Raw genomic sequence first — 26,550 nt, 5'->3', positions numbered from 1 at the left:
ATGAGCCGGCGGCAGCGGCTGGAGCCTTTCGGCTTCGAACTGAGGCCCTCCCGCCTCTGGCTGGCGCTGACGGCGGCCGCCGCCGCGCTGCTGAGCTGGGCGGTGATCCGCCACCTGCCGCCGGCCTGGCTGGCCGTGTTGCCGGTTGCGGCCTTCTTGCTCTGGCGGGCCTTGCACGCCGACGGCTGGGGCGACGCCGGCCGTTTCAGACGGCTGGAAGTGGACGGCCTGGGGCGTTTGCGCTTGTGGCGCGAGTCCCCTCTGCCGGCCAGCATGCTAGACGACTGCTTTGTCACCCCGTGGCTGACGGTGCTGAATGTGCGCATCGGCGGCCGTCGGCGCGCAGTGATGTTGTGGCCGGATTCGGCGCCGGCGGACGGCCGCCGCCGCTTGCGGACTTATTTGCTGTGGTTTCAAGCCGCGGACGATACTGAGACGAAATGACTGGACACAAGACTCTGGCCGAGTGGCTGAGCTGGCAGGAAAGCCTGCACGCCACCGCCATCGATATGGGCCTGGCCCGCGTGGAGCGGGTGCGCTCCGCAATGAATCTGCAACCGTCTTGCCCTGTGGTGATGGTGGCCGGCACCAACGGCAAGGGCTCGGTCTGCGCGATGCTGTCCGCGATGTTGCGTTGCGCCGGCTTCAAGGTGGGCACTTACACCTCTCCTCATATCCTGCGCTACAACGAGCGCATCGCCATTGATTTGGCCCCGGCCAGCGACGAGCGCATTGTCGCCAGCTTCGAGGCGATAGACGCCGCGCGCGGCGACACCTCGCTGACGTATTTTGAATTCGGCACCCTGGCGGCGGTGCACAGCTTCGTTGCGGAAAAGGTGGATGTGATCGTGCTGGAAGTGGGGCTGGGCGGACGCCTGGACGCGGTCAACATCTTTGAACCGGACGTGTCGGTGGTGGTCAGCGTGGATATCGACCATCAGGCCATCTTGGGCGACAACCGCGAGGATATCGGTTTCGAGAAGGCTGGCATTTTCCGCGCTGGCAAGCCGGCCCTGTGCGCGGACCCGAATCCGCCGCGGCGTCTGATCGAGCACGCGCGGGCCATTGGCGCGGATTTGAAGCTGTACGGGCCGGATTTCGGCTATCAGCGCATGGACAACCAGTGGTCCTTCCATATGGGCGACGCCCACCGCCACGCTTTGCCTCTGCCGGCCTTGCGCGGCGGTTATCAGATGATCAACGCCTCCGCCGCGCTGGCGGCGCTGGAGTGCTTGAAGCCTCGTTTGCCGGTGAGCCTGGGAGCGGTTAAGCGCGGCCTGCTGGAGGTGGAGTGGCCGGGCCGCTTCCAGGTGCTGCCGGGTCGCCCGGCGGTGGTGCTGGACGTGGGTCACAATCCGCACGCGGTCAAGGCGATGACGGCCAGCCTGAAACAGCTGCCGTTCGCCCGCAACCGGCTGGCGGTGTTCTCCATGCTGGAGGACAAGGATCTGGAGCAGGTGGCGTTTTTGGCGCGGGAAGAGTTTGACGCTTGGTTCGTCGGCGGCCTCGACATGCCGCGCGGCCAGAGCGGCGAGCGCATCGCCGCCAGGCTGGCGGAAATGGGCATCGCGCGGGTGCAATCCTTCGCCACGGTGGCGCAAGCCTGGTCGGCGGCCTTATCGCAGGCGGAGGAGAGTGATAGAATTGTCGTTTTTGGTTCCTTCCACACCGTTGCCGAGGTGATGGAAGCCCGGCAACACCCGGCTTGAGGAAAGCATGGCTTTATCCACCCACGAGGAGTTGATCCTGTTGCGTAAGCGCGCCAGACGCCGTCTGGTGGGCGCTGTGGTATTGGTTACCGTCGCCACCGTCGTTTTGTGGAATGTCGTGGGCCGCCTGCCCGAGCAGCAGATGAAGCCGGAATCCATAGAAGTGCTGGGCGCGGGCGCTTCCGCGCCGGCTGCCAATCACGCCGAAGCGCCGGCGGGCACCGTGCCGCCGCCGGCCCAGCCCGCTTCCGCGGCGCTGGCCGAAGTCTCGCCCGCGTCCAAGCCCGGCGCCACCGAACTGGCGGCCAATCTGTCTTCTATGACGCCGGCCATGCCGGCGGTGCAACCGGCCCCCGCGATCAAACCGGAGCCCAAGCCGGAAGTCAAAGCCGAGCCGAAAGCGGAAGCCAAGCCCAAACCCGAACACAAGCCGGAGCCAAAACCGGCCAAGCCCGAAGCCAAGCCCGAGCATAAAAAGCCTGAGATCAAGCTGGATGAAAAGCCGGCGCGCAAACCGGACCCGGCGGCCATCCTTGAGGGGCGCTTCGACTCGCTGGACAAGCCCGCGGCGAAGAAAGAGGAGCCCTCCGCCAAGAGCGAGGGCAAATCGGTGATCCAGTTGGCGGCGCTATCGGACCCGGAAAAGGCCGACGCCTTGAAATCCAAGTTGTCGTCGATAGGCGTGTCCGCCCATTTCAGCAAGGTGCAGACCAGCAAGGGCGAAGTGACCCGAGTGCGGGTGGGGCCGTTCAACAGCCGCGCCGAGGCGCAAGCCACTTTGCAGAAGCTGGCCAAGGCCGGCGTTAATGGCATTATCGTGACCAAGTAGCCGTCATGACCATCTTCGACTATATTGCCATCGCCATCATCGCCGGCTCCATCCTGGTGGCGATGATGCGCGGCTTGGTGGCCGAAGTGCTGTCGCTGGGTTCCTGGCTGATCGCTTTTTGGTGCGCCAAGCAGTTTTCGCCTGTGGTGTCGGCGTTTTTGCCTGGCGAACTCAGTTCCGAAGGCTTACGGCTGGTGGCTGGATTCGTGGCGGTGTTTTTCCTGGCCTGGCTGGCCACGGCCTTGCTGCGGGTCACGCTGACCGGCATGCTGGACAGTGTGGGACTGGGCGGAATCAATCGATTGTTTGGGGCGGTGTTCGGCCTGGCTCGCGGGCTGGTGCTGGTGACGGCCCTGGTTTTGGTGGGCGGCTTGAGCGATCTGCCGCGACAACCCATGTGGAGGAATGCCGTGCTCTCGGCGCCATTTGAATCGGTGGCCTTATCATTAAGGCCCTGGTTACCGGCGATGCTGGCCGATAACCTCCACTACACCGGGTAGCTGGTGAACAAGGCGGAATATCTTGATATCTTCACTTCAAGATTCCGCCTTTTTCTTTGTCTTGTTTTTTTGTCCGTTTCTTTAAGTTGTAGGGAAGAGAGCAAAAGATGTGTGGAATTCTAGGCGTGGTCGGTCAGGCTCCGGTCAACCAGTTGCTGTATGACGGTTTGCAGGTGCTGCAACATCGAGGTCAGGACGCCGCCGGCATCGTGACCACCAATGGCAAGACCTTTCACATGCACAAGGGCAGCGGCATGGTGCGAGACGTGTTCCGCACCCGCAATATGCGCTCCCTGCTGGGCACCGCCGGCATCGCCCACGTGCGCTATCCCACAGCCGGCTCCGCCTCCTGCCTGGCCGAGGCGCAGCCGTTCTACGTCAATTCGCCGTTCGGCATCGTGCTGGCGCACAACGGCAACCTGACCAATACCGAAGAGCTCAAAGCGGACATGTTCCGCCACGACCTGCGCCACATCAACACCAACTCCGACTCCGAGGTGCTGTTGAACGTGTTCGCCCACGAGTTGACCCAGCGGCTCAGCGGCAACGAGCTGAACGTGGACGCGGTGTTCGGCGCCATCGAAGCGGTGCATCGCCGCGTGCGCGGCGCCTATGCGGTGGTGGCGATGATCGCCGGTTACGGTCTGGTGGCCTTCCGCGATCCCAACGGCATCCGCCCTCTGGTGATAGGCACTTGCGTCAACAACGGCAAGACCGAATACATGTTCGCGTCCGAGTCCGTGGCGCTGGACTGTTCCGGTTTCAATCTGCTGCGCGACGTGCAGCCGGGCGAGGGGGTGTTCGTCGGTTTCGACGGCGAATTCCACGCCCGTAGCTGCGCCAGCGAAACCCGCCACGCGCCTTGCCTGTTCGAATACGTGTATTTCGCGCGGCCGGATTCGGTGATTGACGGCGCCTCGGTCTACCAGGCGCGCATCGTGATGGGCGAGAAGCTGGCGGAGAAAATCCGGCGCGCCTTGCCGGAACTGGACATCGACGTGGTCATGCCCATCCCGGACACCAGTCGCCCCAGCGCCTTGCAGCTGGCCAATCACCTGGGCCTGCCGTACCGCGAAGGCTTCATCAAGAACCGCTATATCGGCCGCACCTTCATCATGCCGGGCCAGGCGGTTCGCAAAAAATCGGTACGTCAGAAGCTCAATCCGGTGGCTTGCGAGTTCAAGGGCCGCAACGTGCTGCTGGTGGACGATTCCATCGTGCGCGGCACCACCTCCAAGGAAATCGTGCAGATGGCGCGCGACGCCGGCGCCAAGAAGGTGTATTTCGCCTCGGCCGCTCCGGCGGTGCGTTTTCCCAACGTCTACGGCATTGATATGCCGACTCGCGCGGAATTGCTGGCCACCGGCCGTAACGAGGCCGAGATCGCGGAAGAGATCGGCGCCGACGCGGTAATCTATCAGGATCTGTCCGCGCTGGAAGAAGCGGTCAGCAGCGTCAACCCCAAGCTGAGCAGCTACGAAACCTCCTGCTTCAACGGCGAGTACATTACCGGCGATATCACGCCGGCTTATCTGGACGCGATCGAGGCCGATCGGCTGGACGGCAAGGCGGGGGCGGAGCAGAGCGGCAGCGAGCAGATGATTGACTTGAACCTGAACGTGGCTGAACAGAATTTAATGTAATAGTGATTTAACTTCCGAACGGCGGCGGGCATTGCCCGCCGCTTTTTTGTCTGTCACCGCGACGCAATTTGGCGACAGCCACGCTGACAATGCCTGAGTCTTGCGGTATTTCGCTTGCCAAACCCGTTTCCCATATTGAATATTTGATGCCATAAGCCGATAAAAACCCGGCGTGTTAAAGCAGATGCGTAAACTGGTCTAAATTAATATGTATTTAAAACTGTTTACTTGTTAGTCTGCCTTTGACGCGCCTGATATTGAGGAGTGGATATGGATGACATTCTGGAGATGCTGGTTGCGCGGCAAGCCGCGCTGGAGAGAATCATCGAAGGCCTGGTGCTGACCATGAGCCAGAGCGGAGCCATCAAGTTGCAGGACTATCTGAAGATAGGGCAGCTGATGCGGCTGAATAGCGCGGTTACGGATTCCATCGACGTGGCCGACAGCCTGCGCCGCATCAACGCGCGCTTGCAAACGCACGCGCAGGGCGGGCTGGATTCGATGAACGCCTTGTTGCGGGAAACCATGCTGTTCGCTCAGGCCGCGCCGCCGCAACGCGACGCGCTGCAACAGGGGCTGGGCGTGAGGGCGTCGCTGGAAATCAGCGCTCAGTTGGAAGAACTATTGCAGCGTCGCGCAAGGCGGCCGCGAAAATCGACTCGGGCCTAGCACCGCATGAAACTAGATCTCTCGAACATGTTTACGATCTGCTGTGCGTTGTGAGGCCTGGCGCGGCGCGTACCGCTTCGAAATACCGATGTACCGTTGATACGCTTCGCTTTCTCAGCCATTTTCGCCTTGTCTCGGCGTGGCTTGGCCTGAGAGATCGTAAACACGTTCTCAGGGGAAACGCGTTGCGCGCGGGTCTCCCGCCGGCGCCAAGCGCAGATAGGACGCGCGAGACGGATCATGGCGGTCCACCATGATTTCCACCTTCTCGCCTGCTCTCGGCATATTGCCTAGATCTATCAGTTGTTCAATTGTCAGATCCCGGCTAAAGCCGTCCTGCCATACCTTCAATTCCAAACGCATCATCGGTACTTGGTTGACCAGCAAGCCGGTTTGGCGGATCGAGAGCACGTCGGCATTGAGCCTGATACCGTCTTTCACGCTTTCGCGCTGCCATGGACCGGACAGGCCGCGTAGTTGCGAGGTCCAGTCGAAAGAGCGAAACAGCAGAAAGCCGGTGATGGCCAGCGACAACACAGTCACTCCTATAGATAGGAGTACGGAAAAACGGATCCAGGACTCGAACATCGGCGTCTCCCTTGCAAGGCGCGGGCGGCGTTGGAGGCATGAGCCGTCGCCGCGGGCGAAACTGACAATATTAAGCACTTTATGGAAGCATGGGATTCGTTTGGAATGACAGAAGTTCCCGTGTTTTTTACGCGAAGAGCATCCGCCGCGCGCGCTCACGTCTGGGCGTCCCATTGCGGCCAGCCGTTTTTATTCCTTTGCTACATTCAAAATAAATACATTGGCATTTTTTGGGGGTGTAGTTCTTTGTCGTGTGACTAATTTGTCGTTGGAATTAAGAAATCGGCATATTTTCGGGAACTACCACAAAGGTGGTCAATCACAAAGTATTGCTTACTATAGAAGCAAGCTAGTCTTCACAATGTTTTAGTTAGCCCTTTCGTCGGCGGGAATTGCGCCGGTAGAGGGCCTCACCGGCTCCAGCCCGCCATTCGGAGAGATGGAGCCGACCCGAAGCAGTCGGCCCGAAGAAATGCTGGCGCTTCGCACATTGGCCAAGGCCAGGGGAAGAGAATCATGCCAAGACGTCCGTTGCTCTCGCCATTGGAGCGCGCCAGCTTGCTGGAGCCTCCCGAGGACGAATACGAGCTAGATCAGTTAACCGCTTTCAGCGAACAGGATTTCGCTTTGATTCAGCAGCACCGCGGCAGCGCCAATCGGCTGGGGGTGGCCGTGCTGCTGTGCTATTTGCGCCACCCGGGCATCGCTTTGGACGAAGGCTGCCAGCCTGCTCCGCGGTTGTTGCGGCGGGTAGCCGCCGCGTTGGGGGCGAGTGAGTCGGACTGGGAGCGCTACGCCACCCGCGATCAGACTCGGCGCGAACACCTAGTCAAGCTTTACTCTTATCTGGGCTTGAGACCTTACCGAGCCGAAGACGGCCAGGCGGTATTACGTCATCTGACCAGGCTGGCCAATCAAACCGATCAAGCGTTGACCTTGGCGCAAGCGATGGTGTCCTGGCTGCGAGAGCGCCGTATCGTTTTGCCAAGCATAGGCGTGATAGACCGCAGTTGCGCGGCGGCGCTGACCCTGGGATCGCGTCAAGTCTACGCTCGGCTTAACGACGCTTTGAGCAGCAGTCAGCGTGAACGGCTGGATGCTTTGCTGGAGTTGAGGGAGGGCGGAAAGCTGACGACATTGGCCTGGCTGCGGCTGAACTCGGACCGAACGCGCGGCGCGGCGCCGCAACTGGAGCGCTTGAGGGTGGTGGAAGCCTTGGCCTTGCCTACGAATTTGACACAGTTGGTGGGGCCGGCGCGGATGCTGGAGTTGGCGCGCACGGGCGACGGCATGAGTTGTCATGATCTGGCCGAACTTGAGCCGCAGCGCCGCATGGCCACGCTAGTGGCCATCGTGTTGCAGGCACGCGCGGCTTTGCTGCGAATGCTGCAGAACCTGGAAAAGCTGAAGGCGATCGATGCTTTATCGCTGCCAGCTGGCCTGCAGAACCTGGTGTCGCAACAGCGAATGGGCAAGCTGGCGACGGAAGGGCGGCAAATGAAACCCAAAGATCTGGCCAAGCTGGAGCCGCGCCGGCGCATGGCCACTTTGCTGGCTTTGGTATTGGAACTACGCGCCGCCCTGGTCAAGGAAATCCTCGATCTGCGTGAGCGCCTGGTGGGCAAGTCGTTGGAAGCCGGCGAGTTTGCTTGAGAAGACTTGATCAAGTACCGGATTAGGCCTGGACACAAATCTCATAGGCAATTGCAGGCAATAATAAACCCCGTCTTTGGCGGGGTTTATTTTTTTTATCGCCGGAAGGGAATTTAATAAAAATTACTTAACGCTTTCCAAATTAAACAATCGTTTATTTTATTGCTCTAGATTAGGGATAACCCTAATCTTGTTTTTGATTTATGCAGATAAGCCGTCAAGACGTGCTCAATCATCTAAATATGCTAACGTGCAAAAATTGCACCATTCCTAATAAGTGGTTTTTGTGTATCAAATGCAACAATGTTTGACCAAAATGTGAATTTGCACCTTGCGCTTTGCGGCGGAACATAAGCAGGCGTGCATCGATTTTTTAAGTATAGGCTTAATAAAACTGAAATGCGAGGCAGGCTTTCAGCAAGCTGACCGTTTATGCCAATTTACATTCAACAAATCACAATATAAAAAACTTTTCTCAAAATTATCCTAATAAGTATGTATTTTACACATTGCCCAGTGTCCGCATCCAATTTTTTGAGAAGGCCGACAAAGCTGAGTAAGGCAACGGGCGAGGCTATGCGAGCACGCACGTAAGCGAGCCTGCCCAGCGCTTGATCGCCTCCGTCAGCCTCCGTGGAAATGTAAAGAAAATCTGCAGCTTGTGAACAAGGTGTATGTTTTTAAAGCCTGATTAAAAGTAGGCTCCAATTAAGCCATGCACGGCGTTCTTGTCTTGTGTTTTTGTCTCCGACTCCCTTCTCGGAAAGCCTTGTCTTCAACGGCTTCGTTAAGCAATTTGCCGATTGCTTGCATGCGTGTCCGTCATGAAAAACGGCTTATGCATTTGTATTGGCGTGCGATTTTCCCCCATTTCCCCTTTGTTTACCGGTAAACCCGCCATCGGCCATTTGTTTGGACAGGCCCAAGCGTTTGCTTATAACTTTGTTCTCGAGTTTTTGTGAAAGGGCCCACGTATTTATCGGCGCCTTATTCAAAACATTGAGACTGTCCTGTGCAGGGCAGCAGCCAAGATAAAACTTTCGCCAGGAACGCTGAAACCATGAGCTATGTCACCGCCGATATCGCCTTGCCGGAAAGCCCTGTCTTGGATGAACTGGATTTCGACGCCGATTTTGCTCGCGTCGACGCCGCGATCTGCGAATACGACGCTGTGGGGCACGTTCCTCTGCGCAAGGGCGCGGAACCCTTCCATTGGACCAGCGTGGAAAGTACGTGTCGCACTTTGCTAAGCAAGGCGGCTGATGTGCGGGTAGGGGTCTGGCTGCTGCGCGCGGCGATCGCTCAGAGAGGCTTGGCCGGCGCGGCGGAAGGCTTGGCCGCGTTGGGCGCGATCGCGGAGCAGCCGCTGGAAAATATCCGCCCGGCTGGCCAGCCGGACGCGCCGGCGGGCGAAACCCATGCCTTGCATCTGGCCTGGCTGTGCGGACCGGCCTTCCTGCATCAACTGGCGCACAGCCGGCTAAGCGCGGACAGCGAGGTCAGCGTCGGCCAATTAACCAAGGATCCGACCGCTGCGGGGCCGGCGGCGCGGGAGCAGGCGCTGCGGGACTTATCCCGACTGCGCGCCGGCCTGGCCGGCTTGACGGATCTGAGCGAGAGCGAGGGTTTTGCCGAGCAGTTTGACTGCGCCGGTCTGATCGCCTTGCTGGATGAGCTGGAAGCGGCGCTGACACCGGCGCTTGCCGCGGTTCCCGAAGAGGTGCCCGGCTTGAGCGAGGCCGTCCCGGCGGCGCGCGCGCTGCCGGCCGGCGCCTTGAAGAGCCGAGAGGAGGTGGCGGCGGCGCTGGACTTGATCGTTGCGTATTTCCGCGAGCACGAGCCAGGACACCCGGCGCCGATCTTTCTGCTGCGCGCCAAGCGGATGTTGGGCGCGGGTTTTGAAGAGTTGATGGCGGAGTTGTTCGCCGAATCGGATGCGCTGGTGGCGAAATTGGATCGCCCCCGGTCTTTACAAGGGTAGTCAAGCAATATCAGGGAAAGGACATATGCCATGGCGCGACAGAAGGATGCGCAGAAGTTCATCGGGGAAAGCCGTGCGCCCCGCGTGCAGATCGAATACGACGTGGAAGTTTACGGTTCGCAGAAAAAGGTAGAGCTGCCCTTTGTGGCCGGAGTGTTGGCGGACTTGTCCGGCGACAACACCGAGCCGCTGGGCGCGGTGGAAGACCGTCGTTTTACCGAAATCGACGTGGAGAACTTCGACCTGCGGATGGCGCAGATCGCGCCGGAACTCAGCTACCACGTGAAGAACGTGATCACCGACGACGGAACCTTGATCCCGATCGACTTGAGCTTCGACTCCATGGAGTCTTTCGAGCCGGCGGAAGTGGTGAAAAAGATCCCAGAACTGGCGGTGTTGTTGGATGCGCGCAGCCAGTTGAAGGAATTGTTGACCTATATGGACGGCAAGGTGGCGGCCGAGGAGTTGATCGAGCAGCTGCTGAAAGATCTGCATTTGCCCGCGGACGATGCCGCCGCGCCGGGCGACGCGGTCCAAGCCGACGGGGAGGCGAAATGAGCACCCACGCCGAGATGCTGGCGCCGGCCGCGGCCGGGCAGACCGAAACGACGGTAGACGACGGATTGAAGGACATCCTGCGCCGTTCTTTCCGACCGCGCACCAATGAAGCCGCCGAAGCGGTGCAAAGCGCGGTGCAGACCTTGCTGGCCTATGCGCGCCGCAGCCGGGTGGTGGTGCGCGAAGACGTGGCGCAGACGGTGGAGCAACTGGTGGCCGAACTGGACCGGAAGATCTCGGAACAGCTCACTTTGGTATTGCACAACGAGCATTTCCAGAAGCTCGAAGGCGCGTGGCGCGGCCTGCACTACCTGGTGTCCAACACCGACACCACGGAGAACCTGAAAATCCGCTACCTGAACGTGTCGAAGAAAGAGCTGGGCAAGACCCTGCGCCGTTATAAGGGCGTGGTGTGGGACCAAAGCCCGATCTTCAAGATGATCTACGAGCAGGAATACGGTCAGTTTGGCGGCGAGCCTTTCGGCTGCCTGATCGGCGACTACCACTTCGACCACAGTGCTCAGGACGTGGCCTTGCTGACAGAGATGTCCAAGATCGCCGCCGCCGCGCACACGCCCTTCATCTCCGCCGCCGCGCCCAGCTTGCTGCAAATGGACGACTGGAGCGAATTGGGCAATCCGCGGGACGTGTCCAAGATTTTCACCGCCACCGAATACGCCTTCTGGCGCCGGCTGCGCGAAAGCAACGACTCGCGTTACCTGGCGCTGACCCTGCCGCGCTTCCTGGCGCGGGTGCCCTACGGGCCCAAGACCCAGCCGATAGAGGAGTTCGGTTTCGAGGAGAAGGTGGATCCCAACCGCGCCAGCGATTTTTGCTGGGCCAACTCCGCTTACGCAATGGCGGCCAACATCACCCGCGCCTTCAGCACCTACGGCTGGTGCACCAAGATCCGCGGCGTGGAGTCCGGCGGTGCGGTGGAAGTGCTGCCCAAGTTCGTGCTGCCGTCGCAGGATAAGGAAGTGGAGCTGCATTGCCCCACCGAGATCGCCATCTCCGACCGCCGCGAACATGAGTTGTCCGAATCCGGCCTGATGCCTCTGGTTTACCGCAAGAACTCGGACATGGCCGCCTTCATCGGCGCCAAGACCGTGCACAGGCCGGCGGTGTACGAGGACGACGACGCCACCGCCAACGCCAATCTGTCCTCGCGCTTGCCCTATATCTTCGCCACCTGCCGTTTCGCCCATTACCTCAAATGCATCGTGCGCGACAAGATCGGTTCCTTCAAATCGCGGGAAGACACTCAGCGCTGGCTCAACGACTGGCTGATGAACTACGTGGACGGGGACCCGAGCATTTCCAGCGAGATCACCAAATCCAAGCGTCCCTTGTCCGCGGCCGAGGTGCTGGTGGATGAACTGCCGGACAACCCGGGTTATTACCGCGCCCAGTTCTTCCTGCGGCCGCACTTTCAGTTGGAAGGTTTGACCGTGTCGCTGAGGCTGGTTTCCAAGCTGCCGTCGGCCAAGCAGGAGGGCGCCCGCTGAGAACCCGCTTCAGGTTCGCCGGGTGTTGGTGAAGCCGCGTTGGAAGCCGTTTCCAAAGGCTCAAGCGTCGCTCGCGCATTGTGTTTTTTCAAGCGTTTTCGGCTCGTTTCTCCCCGGCTTTCGAAGTTGTGAGCGGGGTTGGACGACGGCCGGTTTGGCGCGGGGCGGGAACGACCTGAGTCGCCCCGGGCTTGCATTCCATTTCAGGTCTGGCATGTCCATCACTTTTTTTCGGAGTATCGCAACATGGCAAATGCATTGGTTGACTACTTTCTGCAGATTGAAGGGGTCGAAGGGGAATCAACTGACAAGCAATACACGGGCCTGATCCAGATCCAGAGCTGGCAATGGGCCGAGGAGAACTCGGGCAAATGGGGCTTCGGCAGCGGCGGCGGTGCCGGCAAGGTGGAAATGAAGGATTTCGAGTTCCGCATGGTCTCGAACAAGGCCTCGCCCAAGCTGTTCCTGATGTGCGCCACCGGCGAACACATCCCGCGCGCCAAGCTGATCTGCCGCAAATCCGGCAACGGCCAGCAGGACTTCATGATCATCACCTTCGCCAGCGGCCTGGTGTCCTCGTTCCGCACCCTGGGCAATATGCCGTACGCCATCATGGGCCACGGCAGCGGCGACGTGGAAAGCGTGCTACCCACCGACGAGATCAAGATCAACTTCGCCAAGATCGAGTTCGAATACCGCGAACAGCGCAATGACGGAACCATGGGCGCGGTGATCAAGGCCGGTTACGACCTGAAGCTGAACGCCGCGGTTTAAGCAATATGAGCCGGGTCTTTCCGGCCTTCTTCTCTATCACTATCGGGACGGCGCCGCTCAGGCGGCGCCGGGCAGCCATGACGCCACGACTATTCGACCAACTGTCCGCCCGCGCGGGGCGCGAGACGCTCGCCGTCAGCATCGCGCGCGATCTGGCGCACTTGATGAACGCCGCGCTGCGCGGCGCGCGCCTGCCGTTGGCGCCGGGCAGTCAGCTGGATACTTCGGTGTGGAACTACGGGCGGCCGCCGCTGGCGGAGAGGAAGTCCAGCCTGATCGACCCGGCGCGCGTCTGCGCTCACATTCGCGACGCGATCCGCTGCTTCGAGCCGAGGCTGGACCCGGAGCGCGTGGATGTGAGCGCGCGCGCCGGCAGTGGGCCGCTAGCGCGGCAACTGCTGTATTTCGACGTGGCCGCACAGACCCGCGAAGGCGGAGAAACATTGCGGCTTTGCCTGACGCTTAACTATCTGGACGGCTATTTTGGCCTGCCGCGCACGGCGGAGGCGGGGGTAGCCGGATGAATTTCCTCGATCACTACAATAATGAATTGCGCCATCTGCGCGAAGCCGGCGCGCGTTTCGCCCGCGAGCATCCGCAGATCGCTCCGGCGCTAGGCTTACGACCCAACTCGGTAGCGGATCCCTTTGTCGAGCGCCTGCTGGAAGGCGTGGCCTTTCTGTCGGCCCGGGTGCAGACCCGGCTGGACCTGGAATGCGCCGAATTCGCGCGTCAGGCGCTGGCCCAGGTTTGCCCGCTCTATCTGAGCGCCACGCCGGCGATCAGCAGCTTCGCCTTTCATCCGGACTTCGCTTCGCCGGAGGCCTTCCGCGGCCGCAGCATGCCGCGCGGCACGCTGATCCAGGCGACGCTGCCGGGTGCGGCTCGGCCCGTCACTTTCTCCACCGGGCGCGAAGTGACCCTGTTGCCGCTTAGGCTGGAACGAGCCGAATGCGGCCGCGGCTTGGCCCGGATATCCGCCGAACTGGCGCGGCGGCTGGCCTCGTCCCAGGCCGCCTTGCGGCTGAGCTTCAAGCTGGAGGGAACGGTGGCGCTGGGCGATTTGGCCGCCGTGGAAGGCGGCGCCAAACCCTTGCAATTGAGCTTGGCCGGCGATCTGCCGCGCGCTTACGCGCTGCACCGGGCCATGTTGGCCGATGTCGGGGCCTGGTACGCCACGGCCGACGACGGGCGCGGCGGCGAAGTCCTGCTGGAGTTGCCGCTCAGCGGCCTGCGCCTGTCCGCGGCCGACGAGGCCGAGGCGCTGCTGCCCGCCGACGCGGGCGGTTTGCCGGGCTTGCGGCTGCTGCGCGAATACTTCGCCCAGCCGGCGCGGCTGCTCAGCGTGGAATTGGACGCGCTGGCGGCCTTGGCGGCGCGGGCGCCGTCGGCGCGCGGCTTCGAGCTGATCCTGGCTTTGCGCCAGGCGCCGCTGGATCTGATCGGCGAAGTCGACGCGGACCAGTTCCGTCTGTTCGCCACCCCGGCGATCAATCTCTACCCCAAGCGGCTGGACCCGGTGCCTTACGACCCGAACCAGACCGAACAATGGATTCCGGTGGACCGGATGCGGCCGGCGGAGCACCACTTGTGGCGCTTGCTGGAAGTCAATGTGTGCGATAGAAACGGCCGCTCTCGCGAAGCGCGGCCGGCTCTGGACGCCGGCGGCTACCAGAGCGCCCCGGCGGCGGCGCGCTACTCGCTGCGCCGCGAGCCGGCGCTCCAAAGCGAGGGCCCGCGCCAGGCGCGCCCCGACACACTGGGCAGCCACGATTTGATTACCATTTCCGCCTGCGCCGGCGACATCGGTCTGGACGACATCGCCACCCTGACCGGGCGCGCGCTGGTGGCGGACCGCGGTTGGCGGCCGGAAGACCTGCCGGCGGCGGAGCTGCGGGCCGAGGGCGGCGCGGTGGCGCGGCTGGAATGCCTGTGGCCTGCCAGCGCGCCGCGGCCGATCCCGGACCAGGAGCGCTGCTGGCAAGCGGTGGCCCATATCGGCTTGAATCCGCTCAGCTTGCGCGGCGCCGGCCGCCAGGACATCAGCGCTCGGCTGACAGAACAACTGCGGCTGGCCGCGCAGCCGGAGCTGGCGCTGGACCGGCAGCGCATAGACAGCCTGAAGGCCGCGCATCTGCAAGCCGGCTTTTTGCCCGCCGGCCGGAGCTCGCCGCAAGCCCTGGTGCGCGCCGCCCTGGTGGACATCGACATTGCCGCCGTGATGCACGCGGACCGAGGCGGCTGGCTGTTCGGCCGGCTGCTGGCGCAGGCGCTGGCCCAGGCGGTCACGCTCAACGACGGCATCGAGGTCAGCCTGCGGCTGGACGGCGAGCTGGTCAGCAGGCACGGCAATACCCAGCGCGCAGACGGAGAACTGCAATGAAACGGCAGCAGATGATCCGGGAATTGAACCCGCAACGCACCTTCTTCGAACTGATGCGCCGCGTCGAAACCTGGCAATGGCGCTTGCCGGACGCGGCCGCGGCAAGCCGGCTGCGCCGCCGGCCGGACTGGCTGGGCCTGGAACAGGCTGCCGACATGCACTTCGCCAGCAGCGAAATCAGCGGGGTGAGGGTGGAGGAGGCGGAGGACGACGCCGCCGCGCCGCGCGTCAGCGTGGTGTGTCGCCATTTCGGTCTATTCGCGCCCTACGGCCCCTTGCCGCTGCACATTACCGAGCACGCGCTGCACGAGCGCCGGCTGGAGCGCAACGCCGCCTTCGAACGCTTCGTCAACCTGGCTTGCGGCGATCTGGCCTGGCTGCATTACGCCGCCCGCGCGGCGATGCATCCGGCGCTGGGCTACGAGCGCGGTCGCCATCCCTTCGCCGAACGCGTCGCCGCGCTGGCCGGCGCCGCGCCGGAGGCGGACTCTCTGTTGGACCCGCACGCCGCCGCCTGCCGTCGCAGCCATCCCGGCGCTTATCACGCGCCGCGCCGTTCGCTGGCGGACTTGCGAAAAATCCTGGCCGGCTACTTCGGCGCGCCGGTGCGCCTGTCCCCGCGCCAGGGGCGCTGGATACCGCTGCGCGGCGTCGGGGGGCCGCGCCGGCTGGGAAACTGGCGCGTCGGCAGCCGGATCTGGGACGCTCAGCACGCGCTGGACATCACCATAGGGCCGATAGACGCCTCCGAGTTTGCCCGCTGGCGGCGCGGCTCGCCCGCGGTGCTGGCGATGTTCGCCGTCGCCGCCGATTTCGCCGATGGCCGGGCCGCTCCGGTCATCAAGGTCCAGGTCCGCACCCGGCCGGAACTGGCAGGCAAGGTGGGGCGCATGCGCCTGGGGGTGGACGCATGGTCCCGCCCCGGCGTCTCGCTCCGGACTCTCACCGTGTATGAATCATTCCAGGATCCGCTGTGAACCGAGAACGCATCTTCGGCCGCTTAGGCCCAACCGCATACGACACCTTGGTGGAAGCCACCGCTTTGGGGCGCTCGCGCCGGCACGCGCTGGTGGATTTAGATCATTGGCTGCTCTGCCTGCTGCGCCGAGGCGGCGGCGACGTCGCGCTCTTGCTGGAGGCGCTGGATTGCGATCCGGCCGCCGCGCTGCAACGCGTGGGCAAGGCGCTGGAGGCCGCCGAAGCCGGCGGAGAATCGCTGCGCGACATCTCGCCGGCGCTGGAGCGCAGCGTGGCGCCGGCCATCAGCTGGAGCCAGGTGGCCGCGCCGGCCGCCAAGGTGCGCAGCGGCCATCTCTTGCTGGCCTGGCTGGACGAAGAGCCGACGCGGCGCTGGCTGCAGCATAGAGTGGGCCAGGCGCTGGCGAAGTTGTCGCTGGACGATATTGTCGAGCGTTATGAGGCGCTGGCCGGCGCTTGGCCGGAAGCGGCCGACGCGCCTGTCGGAAGCGTTGGCCAGGCGGCCGCCGGCGAAGCCGCCGATCCAGGCGCGGTGCTGCGGCAATGGGGGGTGAGCCTGAGCGAGCAGGCGGCCGCCGGCGAGCTGGATCCGGTGATAGGCCGCGACGCCGAATTGCGCGCGGTGATCGACGTGCTGTCTCGGCGCCGGCAGAACAACCCCATCCTGGTGGGCGAGGCAGGCGTGGGCAAGACCGCGGTGGCCGAGGCGCTGGCTCAGCGCATTCATCGGGGCGAAGTGCCGCCCGGCCTGCGCGGCGCGCAAATCTGGGCCCTGGACGTGGCCAGGCTGCAAGCCGGCGCCGGCGCGCGCGGCGAGTTCGAGCAGCGGCTGCGATCAGTGATAGACGCGGTGATCGCGTCCCCGGCCCCCGTGATTCTGTTCTGCGACGAAACCCATACCCTGATCGGCGCCGGCGGCAACGCCGGCACCGGCGACGCCGCCAACCTGATCAAACCGATGTTGGCGCGCGGCCAGCTGCGCATGGTGGCCGCCACCACCTGGGCGGAGTACAAGCAGTTCATCGAGCCGGACGCCGCCCTGGTGCGCCGTTTCCAGACCGTGGCGGTGGACGAGCCGGACGACGACACGGCTGTGGACATGCTGCGCATGATCGCGCCGCGCTTTGCAGGCCATCACGGCGTGCGCATCGCCGACGCCGCCTTGCGCTCGGCGGTCACGCTGTCGCGCCGTTATCTGCCGGCGCGGCAGTTGCCGGACAAGGCCATCAGCCTGCTGGACACCGCTTGCGCGCGGGTGGGGATGAGCCAGAGCTGCCAGCCGGCGGCGCTGGACCGGCTGCGTCACCGCGCCATGACGCTGGAACAAGCGCTGAACTGGCGCGCCAGCGATGCGAGGCTGGGGCTGTCCACGCCGGAAGACACGGCGGAACTGGAGCGGGAACGCGCCGACACCGCCGCGCGCGCCGACGAACTGGACGCGGCCCTGAGCGAGCAGCGCGCCGAAGTGGACGCCTGGCTGGGCGATCTGGAAGCGGGCGCCGGCGATTCTGAGCGGGCCGAAGCCCTGAGCGGGGCTGATCGGCTGGTGCGTCCCTGGGTGGACGCCCACTCCATCGCCGAAGTGCTGTCGGAGTGGACCCAGGTGCCTGTCACGCAGATGGCGCAAGACGAGGCGCGTCGTCTGATGGCCCTGCGCGAAGGGTTGAACCAGCGGATTCGGGGCCAGGAGAGCGGCCTGGACGCCATCGTGGAGGCGCTGCAAGTGGCGCACTCCGGCCTGGGCGATCCGCGCCGGCCGCTGGCGGTGATGCTGCTGGCCGGCCCCACCGGCACCGGCAAGAGTCAGACCGCTGCTGAGTTGGCGCAGGCGCTGTTTGGCGGCGAGCGCAATCTCTTGCGCTTCAATATGAACGAATTCCAGGAAGCCCACACCGTGTCCACGCTGAAAGGCGCGCCGCCGGGCTATGTCGGCTACGGCCGAGGAGGGCGGCTGACCGAGGCGGTGCGCAAGAAACCCTACAGCGTGCTGTTGCTGGACGAGTTCGACCGCGCCCACCCGGACGTGCACGAAATGTTCTACCAAGTGTTCGACCAGGGCTGGATGGAGGACGGCGAAGGGCGGCACATCAACTTCCGCAACTGCCTGATTTTGCTGACCAGCAACCTGGGCGACGCCGAAATCGAGGCCGCTTGCGCGGCGGAGCCCGAAGTCTCGCAGTCCCGGCTGGACGCGCTGGCGCGCGAACGCTTGCAGCGCCGTTTCGCGCCGGCCCTATTGGCTCGGATGCGGGTAGTGGCCTTCCGGCCGCTGGGCGAGCCGGCCTTGGCCGGCATCGCGCGCCAGGCTTTGGACGACATCGGCCTGCGCCTGAGCGCCAACGGCCTGGCTTGGCGCGCCGACGCCGAGGCCGCGGACTGGATCGCCCGCGCGGTGGCCAGGCACCCGGCCAGCGGCCGCGCGGTGGGCGACTTGCTGCGCCAGCGAGTGATGCCGGCCATCGCCCGCGGGGTGCTGGAGGCGCGCGCCGCCGACCGCGCCTTGCGCAGCGTGCGCTTGAGCGCCGCCGACAAGCTGGAATTGATTTTCGACGACGGGGAGGGCGTGCCGTTGCCGCCGCCAGCGCCGGCCGAATCCGCCATCCCGGGAGAAACCGCATGCGTTTGATCGAACTGCACAGCCCTTTGCTGGACGCGGACAGCGTCGCGCTGAGCTTCAAGGCGGACGAGCGCCTGTCGCAGGAACCCAGCTATCAGCTCGACATCGCCTGCGCCGATCCGGCGCTGGACCTGGACAGCCTGCTCGGCTCGCCACTGACGGTGGACATCGACCTGGGCGACGAGGGCGTCCGGCCCTTCCACTGCCAGGTGCTGGGCGGCTACGACAGCGGCCAGACCCAGGACCGCTACACCTACACGCTGGAACTGGGCAGCTGGCTGTCCTTCCTGGCCGAGAACCAGAACTGCCGGGTGTTCCAGCAACTGACGGTGCCGCAGATCGTCGAGCAGGTGTTCGGCGAGCATCAGCGGCCGGACTTCCGCTTTGAACTGGAGCACGCCTACGAACCACGCGAATACTGCGTGCAGTTCCTGGAGTCCGACCTCAACTTCGTCAAGCGGCTGCTGGAGGACGAGGGCATTTACTTCTGGGTCGAGCACCAGCCGGAGCGCCATGTGGTGGTGCTGTCCGACACCCAGCGCTTCGACGACCTGGCCGCCGGCTACGGCCGGCTGCGCTTCCTGCCGGACGGCGACGAGTTCCGTCCGGTGCCGGGCCGCGAAGGCGTGCAGCGGCTGCAACGCGGGCGGCGGGTGAGGCCGACCAATGTCGCGCTGCGCGACTTCGACTACCACGCGCCGTCCAACCGCCTGGACAGCGACGCTCAGGAGACCCAGACCAGCCTGGACGGCATCCGGCTGGAACACTACGACTACGGCGCGGGCTATAGCGATCAGGCCGGCGGCGACCGGCTGGCGAGGCTGCGGCTGGAGGCGCTGCAGGCGGACTCCCACCAGCTCACCGGCACGGCCAACGCCCGCGGGCTGGCCACTGGCGGCGCTTTCACGCTGGAAGGCCATCCGGATGCGGCGCGCAACCGCCGCTACTACGTGACCGCCAGCCAGCTGACCTTCTTGCAGGACGGGCCGGACAGCAGCGGCCAGGGCCGCAATGTGATGGTCGTATTCCGCGCGATGCGGGACGACCGGCCGTTCCGCCCGTTGCGGCTGACGCCCAAGCCCATCCTGCCCGGCATCCAGAGCGCGACGGTGGTGGGGCCGGTGAACGCGGAGGTGCATACCGACAAGCTGGGCCGCATCCGCGTCCACTTCCACTGGGACCGTTACAAGACCCAGGAGGAGGACGCCTCATGCTGGATCCGGGTGTCGCAGGCCTGGGCCGGCAAGGGCTGGGGCGTGCTGGCCATGCCGCGGGTGGGCCAGGAAGTGCTGGTCACTTATGTGGACGGCGATCTGGACCGGCCCATGGTCACCGGCATCGTCTACAACGGCGACAACCCAACGCCTTACGACTTGCCGAAAGACATCCGCTATACCGGTCTGGTCACGCGCTCCTTGAAGCAGGGCCGCTACAGCAACGCCAGCCAGATCACCTTCGACGACCAGCGCGGCGCCGAGCGGGTGATGGTGCACGCCGAACGCGACATGCAGCAGACCACCGAGCGCAACAGCTCGGAGGCGGTGGGCCAGGACAAGAACACCTCGGTCAAGGGCACCTCCACCTCGGTCACTGGGGCTTCGATCAGTTTCACGGGGGTGTCGGTGTCCTTCACCGGCCTGTCGGCCAGCTTCACCGGGGTATCGACCAGCTTTACCGGCCTGTCCACCAGCTTCACCGGGGTCTCGACCAGTTTTACCGGCGTCTCCACCGGCTTCACCGGGGTGTCGACCGGCTTCACCGGCGTATCCACCAGCTTCACCGGAATCTCCACCGGGTTCACCGGGGTGTCCACCAGCTTTACCGGGGTGTCCACCAGTCTGACCGGCACCAGCACCTCGGTGACGGGCACCTCTCAGAGCATGACGGGCATTTCTTGCTCGATGACGGGCACCAGCGTATCGGCCACCGGCATGTCGCAAAGCATGACTGGGGTGTCCTCGTCCTATACCGGCACCTCCACCAGCGTGACCGGCAATAGCTGCTCGGTCACCGGCACGTCCAAGAGCGTGACCGGCACTTCGATGTCGGACACGGGCTCGTCCACCAGCATCACCGGCACCTCGATGTCCACCACCGGCTCGTCCACCAGTGTGACGGGCTGCTCGATGTCCACCACCGGTTCCTCCGCCAGTGTCACCGGTTGCTCGGTGTCCACCACCGGCGCCTCCGCCAGCGTGACCGGTTCGTCGATCTCGGTTACCGGCTCGTCCACCGGCGTCACCGGTTCCAGCATGTCCACCACCGGTTCCTCGGTTAGCAGCACCGGCTCCAGCGTGTCCAGCACCGGCTCCAGCTGCTCCACCACCGGGGTCAGTTATTCCTACACCGGCGCATCCTATTCGGACACCGGCGTGGACCTGAAGAAGCTGGGCATGCAGGTAAAAAACTGATGGCGCGGCGCAGGCTTGGATACGGGAAAGGAGAGCGGAAATGCGTTTGATCGAACTGCACAGTGTCTTGCTGGACGCGGACAGCGTTGCGCTGAGCTTCAAGGCGGACGAGCGTCTGTCGCAGGAACCCAGCTACCAGCTCGACATCGCCTGCGCCGATCCGGCGCTGGACCTGGACAGCCTGCTCGGCTCGCCACTGACGGTGGACATCGACCTGGGCGACGAGGGCGTCCGGCCCTTCCACTGCCAGGTGCTGGGCGGCTACGACAGCGGCCAGACCCAGGACCGCTACACCTATACGCTGGAACTGGGCAGCTGGCTGTCCTTCCTGGCCGAGAACCAGAACTGCCGCGTGTTCCAGCAACTGACGGTGCCGCAGATCGTCGAGCAAGTGTTCGCCGAGCACCAGCGGCCGGATTTCCGCTTTGAGCTGGAACACGCCTACGAGCCACGCGAATACTGCGTGCAGTTCCTGGAGTCCGACCTCAACTTCGTCAAGCGGCTGCTGGAGGACGAGGGCATTTACTTCTGGGTCGAGCACCAGCCGGAGCGCCATGTGGTGGTGGTGTCCGACACCCAGCGCTTCGACGACCTGGCCGCCGGCTACGGCCGGCTGCGCTTCCTGCCGGACGGCGACGAGTTCCGTCCGGTGCCGGGCCGCGAAGGCGTGCAGCGGCTGCAACGCGGGCGGCGGGTGAGGCCGACCAATGTCGCGCTGCGCGACTTCGACTACCACGCGCCGTCCAACCGCCTGGACAGCGACGCTCAGGAGACCCAGACCAGCCTGGACGGCATCCGGCTGGAACACTACGACTACGGCGCGGGCTATAGCGATCAGGCCGGCGGCGACCGGCTGGCGAGGCTGCGGCTGGAGGCGCTGCAGGCGGACTCCCACCAGCTCACCGGCACGGCCAACGCCCGCGGGCTGGCCACTGGCGGCGCTTTCACGCTGGAAGGCCATCCGGATGCGGCGCGCAACCGCCGCTACTACGTGACCGCCAGCCAGCTGACCTTCTTGCAGGACGGGCCGGACAGCAGCGGCCAGGGCCGCAATGTGATGGTCGTATTCCGCGCGATGCGGGACGACCGGCCGTTCCGCCCGTTGCGGCTGACGCCCAAGCCCATCCTGCCCGGCATCCAGAGCGCGACGGTGGTGGGGCCGGTGAACGCGGAGGTGCATACCGACAAGCTGGGCCGCATCCGCGTCCACTTCCACTGGGACCGTTACAAGACCCAGGAGGAGGACGCCTCATGCTGGATCCGGGTGTCGCAGGCCTGGGCCGGCAAGGGCTGGGGCGTGCTGGCCATGCCGCGGGTGGGCCAGGAAGTGCTGGTCACTTATGTGGACGGCGATCTGGACCGGCCGATGATCACCGGCATCGTCTACAACGGCGACAACCCGACGCCGTACGACCTGCCCAAGGACATCCGCTACACCGGCTTGGTCACGCGCTCCTTGAAGCAGGGCCGCTACAGCAACGCCAGCCAGATCACCTTCGACGACCAGCGCGGCGCCGAGCGGGTGATGGTGCACGCCGAGCGCGACATGCAGCAGACCACCGAGCGCAACAGCTCGGAGGCGGTGGGCCAGGACAAAAACATCGATGTGAAAGGGACCTCGACCTCGGTGACTGGAGCTTCGATCAAGTTTACCGGGGTGTCGGTGTCCTTCACCGGTCTGTCGGCCAGCTTTACCGGGGTATCGACCAGCTTTACCGGTCTGTCCACCAGCTTCATCGGGGTATCGACCAGTTTTACCGGCGTCTCCACCGGCTTCACCGGGGTGGACACCAGTTTTAAGGGCGTTTCCACCAGCTTCGTCGGGATATCGACGAGTTTCATCGGGGTGTCGACCAGCTTTACCGGGGTGTCCACCAGCCTGACCGGCACACGCACCTCGGTGACCGGCACCTCGCAGGGCATGACCGGCGTGTCCACCTCGATGACGGGCACCAGCGTGTCGGCCACCGGCATGTCGCAAAGCATGATCGGCGTGTCTTCGTCCTATACCGGCACCTCTACCAGCGTGACCGGCAACAAGATGTCGGTGACCGGCAGCTCCAAGAGCGTGATCGGCACTTCGATGTCGGACACCGGTACCTCAATCAGCGTGACGGGCACTGAGATGTCGACCACCGGCAGCGCCACCAAGGTGGTCGGCAGCAAGATGTCCACCACCGGGTCCGACGCCAGCGTCACCGGCTGTTCGGCGTCCACCACCGGCGCCTCGGTCAAGCTGGTGGGCAGCGACACTTCGCTGACCGGCGCTGAAATCAAAGCGGTGGGCAGCAAGATGTCCAGCACCGGCTCCAGCATCAGTTCCGTGGGCTCGGAAGTCAGCAGCACCGGCTTTAGCAGCTCCACCACCGGTTTCAAATACTCCTACACCGGCGCGTCCTATTCGGACACCGGCGTGGATCTGAAAAAAGTCGGCATGGAGGTCAAAAGCTGATGCCCTTGCGTCATATCAAACCCCAGGCGGCGCTTGTTTCCTCGTCGCGCACCCAGATTGGCTCCCAAGCCATGTTGCGCATCGGCGTCGGCATCGGTTTCCGCCTGAGCGATCCCTTCATCCTGGCGCACGAGGCCGCGTGCTGGGAGGCGATCAAGGCGGCCAAGCCGGCGCTGCCGCTGTTCGAACCGGCAATGCCCAAGCTGCGCGCCGAATGGCTGTTGTTGGGCAGCGCGCATTATCGCGGCCCGGCGGCCGGCGTCGGCGTATTGGACTGGCTGGCCGAGGCTGAGCTGGGCGGCGTGCGCAAGATCGCGAGCTGCCGGGCGCAGCCGCGTATAGACGGCGGACGCGTCGAGGCCAGCCTGGCGCTGGACCCGCGCCAGGCCGCTGCCGGCCTGCAAGGCGAAAATCCTTTCGGCCAACGCCACGCGTCGCCGCCTTTGCAACGGGTCCGCGGCTTGAACGTGAGCCCGGCGCCGCTGGCGGCGATGGGGCCGCTGGGCGGCGACTGGCCGGAGCGCCGCCAATGGCAGCCGCGCTTCGCCGGCTCTCCGCAAGCGATGGCGGACGACGGCAGCCATATGGGATGGCCGGCGGCCACCGATCTGCGCTTTTTCCAGCAGGCTGCGCCGGACCAGTGGTCGGACCAGGCCTGCTGGCCGGCTCAAGCTCCGTACGCGCTCAGCGGCTTTCGCGGTGGAGAAGTCCAGGGACGGTTGCCGGCTGTGCGGCCGCTGCTGCTGGCGGGGCAAGGGGACGGCCCGCTGGACGAACGGCCGGAGCTGGCGTTGCAAACCGTGTGGCTGCTGCCGGACGCGGACCTGGGCGTGATGTGGTGGAACGGCTTCCTGCCCTTGGACTATGTGCTGGACGACGGCGTAGGCAGGCTGGCGCTGGGCTTCAAGGACGCCGCCGAAGCGGAGCGGCCGGAGGCGCTGGCCGCCTTCGCCGAACGCCGCGCGCGGCTGGACGACCAGGACCCGCTGCTGCTGGCCGATCACGCGCTGATGCCGGACCCGGCGCGCGGCTGGGTCTGGGAACAGATACTCGATTCCGCCGACCATCCGCGCTTCGCGCCGCCGCCGCGCGACCGCGCCGAAATCCTCGCGCGACTGGAGCAGAACCACGAGGACTTGCGCGAGGCGCAGACGGCGCAGACCCGGCTGCAGTCCTTTGTACGCGCCAATGAAAACGCCTTGGCTGGCCTGCCGCAAGCGGCGCCCGACGGCGAGGACTGGCGCGCGCGGCTGCAAAGCGAGCGCGGCCCCTGGAGCGAGCTGACCATACGCGACGCCGACCTGAGCGGCCTGGTCTTCGACGGCCGCGAGCTGAGCCAGATCCGTTTCGAGCGCTGCAAGCTGGACCACGGCCGCTGGCGGCAATGCCGGCTGGAACAGGTGCAGTTCGTCGATTGCTCGCTAGCCGGCACCGTGCTGGACGCGGTGCGCTGGACCGGCGGCGGTCTGAACCGCTGCAATCTGGGCGCCAGCGTTTGGAACAGCGTCGAACTGGCGCAGTTGGGCATAGAGGATTGCCGGCTGGACGACATCGCGATTAACGGCGGCGCCTGGCGCGCGGTCACGGTGCAGGGCGAGGGCGGCGCCGGCGGCCGGGTTGGCCTGCTGCGTTGGGACCAGGTCAATTGGTGCGGGGTTCGCGCGGAGGATTGGCATTTCACCGGGGTACAAGCCGACGGACTGGGGCTAGTGGAGTGCCAACTGCCGCGTAGCGGCTGGCGGCAATGCCGGCTGTTGAAGTTCAGCGCGCTGGACACGGATCTGTCCGCCAGCGTCTGGCAGCGCTGCCAGCAGCGTTTCGGCGTGGTGTCCCACGGCAGCTCGCTGCGCCAGGCGCGGCTGGAAGACTGCGAGCTGCTGTCTTGCAGTTGGCAGGAGCTGGACGCGGCTCAGCTGCGGATCGAGCACTGCGCCTGCCCGCAGCTGCACGCGCAGCGGCTGCGGGCGCCGGATTCGCTGTGGCGGGGCTGCGCGCTGGACGGCCTCAACGCCACCCACGCCGAGTTGTCGCGAGCGCGCTTCGAAGCCTGCGCCTTGAAGGACGCGCTGTTCTACGGCGCGACCTTGAGCGACAGCTGGATGGAGGGCTGCAATCTGATCGACGCCAAAACCGCCTGGATGCGGCCGCCGGCCGGCGGCGGCTGGCGCGGCAATCTGGAAACCGGCCGCCAGGACTGGCCGAGGAGGGCGCAATGAGCGCGGCGCGGGAGGACTCGCTGCGCGAGTTGGCCGGGCAACTGCCCGCCGTGGTGGAGGGCCGCCACTTTGACGCGCCGCCGGCGGCGACGCTGAGCCGCACCGTCTACATCGACTGCCGTTTCGAGCGCGTGCACTGGCGACAGTGCCGTTTCGAAGAGACGCGTTTCGTCAATTGCCGCTTCGAGGCCAACCGTTTCGAACGCTGCGTCTGGCGCGAAGTAGGCTGCGCCGACAGCCAGTTCATCGACTGCGTTTGGGAGGAGTGCGAGTTGGAGCGGGTGGGCTGGCAGCGGGTGATCGCGTCCGGGGCCGAGTGGCGAGGCGGGCGGCAACGGGATTTTTCCTGCGTGGAATTGGACGCCGCCGGCTGGCGCGTCAGCGATGTTCGCAGCGAGCACGGCTCTTTCGTCGACTGCCGGCTGCGGGAATGGCGGCTGCAGGGCGGCCGCTGGTCGGACAGCGCCTGGATACGCAATCAGTTGGACGGCTTTAGCGTGGAGGAGGCCGAGCTGCACAACTTCATTCACGGCCAAAGCCAGGCGCGGCGCGTGGCGCTGAGCGCCTGCCGCGGCTTGAACGCGCGCTGGATAGATTGCGAACTGGAGCATATGGCGCTGGATCACTGCGAGCTGAAACAGGCGGCCTGGTCGCACAGTGTCTGGAACGGCGGCGCCATCCGCTCCAGCCGCCTGGCCGGCGCCAGTTTCGACCAGGCCCGGCTGCGCCGAGTGCAGACGCGCGAGGCGGATCTGGAGCAGGCCATGTTCGACGGCGCGCGCTTGGAGGATTGCGCTTTTGAGCAATTGAACGCGCCGCGGCTATCGCTGCGGCAGGCGCGGCTGGAGCAGGTCAACCTGTCGGGCGCCAATCTGCGCGGACTGGACGCCAGCGGCGCCGCGCTGCAGTCGGTGAAGTTGTCCGGCTGCGATTGCCGCGGGGGCCGGCTGGTAGGCCAGCCGCGCGGCGCATGGAGCGCGGCGGACACCGCCGGCGCGCTGTTCGACGATAGCAAACTTGAGCAAGACCGGGCTTGGCGGCAACAGGCGCAGCCCGGACCTAGAGGAGCCGCATGATGACA

20 protein-coding genes are annotated in these 26,550 nt (G+C 64.7%); 19 read left to right on the top strand and 1 reads right to left on the bottom strand.

All coding sequences use genetic code 11. The features are described 5' to 3' along the window. The 6 genes from GYH29_RS11590 to GYH29_RS11565 all read left to right on the top strand — a co-directional run bounded on the left by GYH29_RS11590 (position 1) and on the right by GYH29_RS11565 (position 5,350). Positions 1–444 (top strand): protein YgfX, encoded by a 444-nt coding sequence (locus GYH29_RS11590; RefSeq protein ID WP_043590671.1) that lies wholly within the window; start codon positions 1–3, stop codon positions 442–444. After that, positions 441–1,709, top strand: coding sequence for a bifunctional tetrahydrofolate synthase/dihydrofolate synthase (folC, locus tag GYH29_RS11585; RefSeq protein WP_107731842.1), 1,269 nt, complete (start codon positions 441–443; stop codon positions 1,707–1,709). Before GYH29_RS11590 ends, folC begins: the two co-directional genes overlap by 4 nt. Positions 1,710–1,716: 7 nt before the next feature. Beyond that, entirely contained in the window at positions 1,717–2,538 is an 822-nt protein-coding gene (locus tag GYH29_RS11580; protein WP_019102284.1) for an SPOR domain-containing protein, read from the top strand. 5 nt (positions 2,539–2,543) lie between these two features. Continuing rightward, a complete protein-coding gene (locus tag GYH29_RS11575) occupies positions 2,544–3,038 on the top strand; it encodes a CvpA family protein (protein WP_019102285.1) in 495 nt (164 codons plus the stop codon). Between the two features lie 107 nt (positions 3,039–3,145). Then, entirely contained in the window at positions 3,146–4,681 is a 1,536-nt protein-coding gene (gene purF, locus GYH29_RS11570) for an amidophosphoribosyltransferase (protein ID WP_039755384.1), read from the top strand. Positions 4,682–4,951: 270 nt separating this feature from the next. Further along, on the top strand, positions 4,952–5,350 hold the full coding sequence (locus GYH29_RS11565) for a hypothetical protein (RefSeq protein WP_019102287.1): 399 nt from the start codon (positions 4,952–4,954) through the stop codon (positions 5,348–5,350). Between the two features lie 171 nt (positions 5,351–5,521). Here GYH29_RS11565 and GYH29_RS11560 read toward each other — a convergent pair whose 3' ends face one another. Continuing rightward, positions 5,522–5,938 (bottom strand): hypothetical protein, encoded by a 417-nt coding sequence (locus tag GYH29_RS11560; protein WP_198001669.1) that lies wholly within the window; start codon positions 5,936–5,938, stop codon positions 5,522–5,524. A 516-nt stretch (positions 5,939–6,454) separates the two neighbouring features. Here GYH29_RS11560 and GYH29_RS11555 point away from each other — a divergent pair. The 13 genes from GYH29_RS11555 (at position 6,455) to GYH29_RS11495 (ending at position 26,545) form a co-directional block, all read left to right on the top strand. Next, entirely contained in the window at positions 6,455–7,591 is a 1,137-nt protein-coding gene (locus tag GYH29_RS11555; RefSeq protein WP_081574567.1) for a DUF4158 domain-containing protein, read from the top strand. 1,060 nt (positions 7,592–8,651) lie between these two features. Beyond that, a complete protein-coding gene (locus tag GYH29_RS11550; protein WP_039755387.1) occupies positions 8,652–9,572 on the top strand; it encodes a type VI secretion system ImpA family N-terminal domain-containing protein in 921 nt (306 codons plus the stop codon). A 30-nt stretch (positions 9,573–9,602) separates the two neighbouring features. Further along, positions 9,603–10,130: a type VI secretion system contractile sheath small subunit gene (gene tssB / locus GYH29_RS11545; RefSeq protein ID WP_019102291.1), complete on the top strand. Its 528-nt coding sequence runs from the start codon at positions 9,603–9,605 to the stop codon at positions 10,128–10,130. Continuing rightward, positions 10,127–11,638 (top strand): type VI secretion system contractile sheath large subunit, encoded by a 1,512-nt coding sequence (gene tssC, locus GYH29_RS11540; RefSeq protein WP_019102292.1) that lies wholly within the window; start codon positions 10,127–10,129, stop codon positions 11,636–11,638. The genes tssB and tssC overlap by 4 nt, the downstream gene beginning before the upstream one ends. A gap of 246 nt (positions 11,639–11,884) precedes the next feature. Next, positions 11,885–12,412 (top strand): Hcp family type VI secretion system effector, encoded by a 528-nt coding sequence (locus GYH29_RS11535; RefSeq protein WP_043590675.1) that lies wholly within the window; start codon positions 11,885–11,887, stop codon positions 12,410–12,412. A gap of 77 nt (positions 12,413–12,489) precedes the next feature. Then, positions 12,490–12,936, top strand: a complete 447-nt coding sequence (locus GYH29_RS11530; protein ID WP_043590677.1) for a GPW/gp25 family protein — start codon at positions 12,490–12,492, stop codon at positions 12,934–12,936. Next, a complete protein-coding gene (gene tssF / locus GYH29_RS11525) occupies positions 12,933–14,795 on the top strand; it encodes a type VI secretion system baseplate subunit TssF (protein WP_161523795.1) in 1,863 nt (620 codons plus the stop codon). Before GYH29_RS11530 ends, tssF begins: the two co-directional genes overlap by 4 nt. Further along, the gene (locus GYH29_RS11520) at positions 14,792–15,772 is read left to right on the top strand and encodes a type VI secretion system baseplate subunit TssG (RefSeq protein ID WP_107731844.1); all 981 of its coding nucleotides are present in this window, start codon (positions 14,792–14,794) and stop codon (positions 15,770–15,772) included. Before tssF ends, GYH29_RS11520 begins: the two co-directional genes overlap by 4 nt. Next, a complete protein-coding gene (tssH, locus tag GYH29_RS11515) occupies positions 15,769–18,399 on the top strand; it encodes a type VI secretion system ATPase TssH (protein ID WP_161523794.1) in 2,631 nt (876 codons plus the stop codon). The genes GYH29_RS11520 and tssH overlap by 4 nt, the downstream gene beginning before the upstream one ends. Beyond that, positions 18,390–20,801, top strand: a complete 2,412-nt coding sequence (locus GYH29_RS25035; RefSeq protein ID WP_161523793.1) for a type VI secretion system Vgr family protein — start codon at positions 18,390–18,392, stop codon at positions 20,799–20,801. The genes tssH and GYH29_RS25035 overlap by 10 nt, the downstream gene beginning before the upstream one ends. A 40-nt stretch (positions 20,802–20,841) precedes the next feature. Further along, complete coding sequence (locus GYH29_RS11505; RefSeq protein WP_161523792.1) at positions 20,842–23,253, top strand: type VI secretion system Vgr family protein; 2,412 nt, start codon at positions 20,842–20,844, stop codon at positions 23,251–23,253. Beyond that, positions 23,253–25,469, top strand: coding sequence for a DUF2169 family type VI secretion system accessory protein (locus tag GYH29_RS11500; RefSeq protein WP_198001668.1), 2,217 nt, complete (start codon positions 23,253–23,255; stop codon positions 25,467–25,469). The genes GYH29_RS11505 and GYH29_RS11500 overlap by 1 nt, the downstream gene beginning before the upstream one ends. Continuing rightward, complete coding sequence (locus GYH29_RS11495; protein ID WP_052052203.1) at positions 25,466–26,545, top strand: pentapeptide repeat-containing protein; 1,080 nt, start codon at positions 25,466–25,468, stop codon at positions 26,543–26,545. The genes GYH29_RS11500 and GYH29_RS11495 overlap by 4 nt, the downstream gene beginning before the upstream one ends. Positions 26,546–26,550: the final 5 nt, after the last annotated feature.

Source organism: Chromobacterium haemolyticum (assembly GCF_009936155.1).
GTDB lineage: Bacteria > Pseudomonadota > Gammaproteobacteria > Burkholderiales > Chromobacteriaceae > Chromobacterium > Chromobacterium haemolyticum.
Note: the sequence above shows the minus strand (reverse complement) of the source record. Positions and strands in the feature narration are given on the sequence as shown.

Coding starts and splice junctions, on each gene's coding strand:
- GYH29_RS11590 (WP_043590671.1), top strand. CDS start 1: ATGAGCCGGCGGCAGCGGCTGGAGCCTTTCGGCTTCGAACTGAGGCCC.
- folC (WP_107731842.1), top strand. CDS start 441: ATGACTGGACACAAGACTCTGGCCGAGTGGCTGAGCTGGCAGGAAAGC.
- GYH29_RS11580 (WP_019102284.1), top strand. CDS start 1,717: ATGGCTTTATCCACCCACGAGGAGTTGATCCTGTTGCGTAAGCGCGCC.
- GYH29_RS11575 (WP_019102285.1), top strand. CDS start 2,544: ATGACCATCTTCGACTATATTGCCATCGCCATCATCGCCGGCTCCATC.
- purF (WP_039755384.1), top strand. CDS start 3,146: ATGTGTGGAATTCTAGGCGTGGTCGGTCAGGCTCCGGTCAACCAGTTG.
- GYH29_RS11565 (WP_019102287.1), top strand. CDS start 4,952: ATGGATGACATTCTGGAGATGCTGGTTGCGCGGCAAGCCGCGCTGGAG.
- GYH29_RS11560 (WP_198001669.1), bottom strand. CDS start 5,938: ATGTTCGAGTCCTGGATCCGTTTTTCCGTACTCCTATCTATAGGAGTG.
- GYH29_RS11555 (WP_081574567.1), top strand. CDS start 6,455: ATGCCAAGACGTCCGTTGCTCTCGCCATTGGAGCGCGCCAGCTTGCTG.
- GYH29_RS11550 (WP_039755387.1), top strand. CDS start 8,652: ATGAGCTATGTCACCGCCGATATCGCCTTGCCGGAAAGCCCTGTCTTG.
- tssB (WP_019102291.1), top strand. CDS start 9,603: ATGGCGCGACAGAAGGATGCGCAGAAGTTCATCGGGGAAAGCCGTGCG.
- tssC (WP_019102292.1), top strand. CDS start 10,127: ATGAGCACCCACGCCGAGATGCTGGCGCCGGCCGCGGCCGGGCAGACC.
- GYH29_RS11535 (WP_043590675.1), top strand. CDS start 11,885: ATGGCAAATGCATTGGTTGACTACTTTCTGCAGATTGAAGGGGTCGAA.
- GYH29_RS11530 (WP_043590677.1), top strand. CDS start 12,490: ATGACGCCACGACTATTCGACCAACTGTCCGCCCGCGCGGGGCGCGAG.
- tssF (WP_161523795.1), top strand. CDS start 12,933: ATGAATTTCCTCGATCACTACAATAATGAATTGCGCCATCTGCGCGAA.
- GYH29_RS11520 (WP_107731844.1), top strand. CDS start 14,792: ATGAAACGGCAGCAGATGATCCGGGAATTGAACCCGCAACGCACCTTC.
- GYH29_RS25035 (WP_161523793.1), top strand. CDS start 18,390: ATGCGTTTGATCGAACTGCACAGCCCTTTGCTGGACGCGGACAGCGTC.
- GYH29_RS11505 (WP_161523792.1), top strand. CDS start 20,842: ATGCGTTTGATCGAACTGCACAGTGTCTTGCTGGACGCGGACAGCGTT.
- GYH29_RS11500 (WP_198001668.1), top strand. CDS start 23,253: ATGCCCTTGCGTCATATCAAACCCCAGGCGGCGCTTGTTTCCTCGTCG.
- GYH29_RS11495 (WP_052052203.1), top strand. CDS start 25,466: ATGAGCGCGGCGCGGGAGGACTCGCTGCGCGAGTTGGCCGGGCAACTG.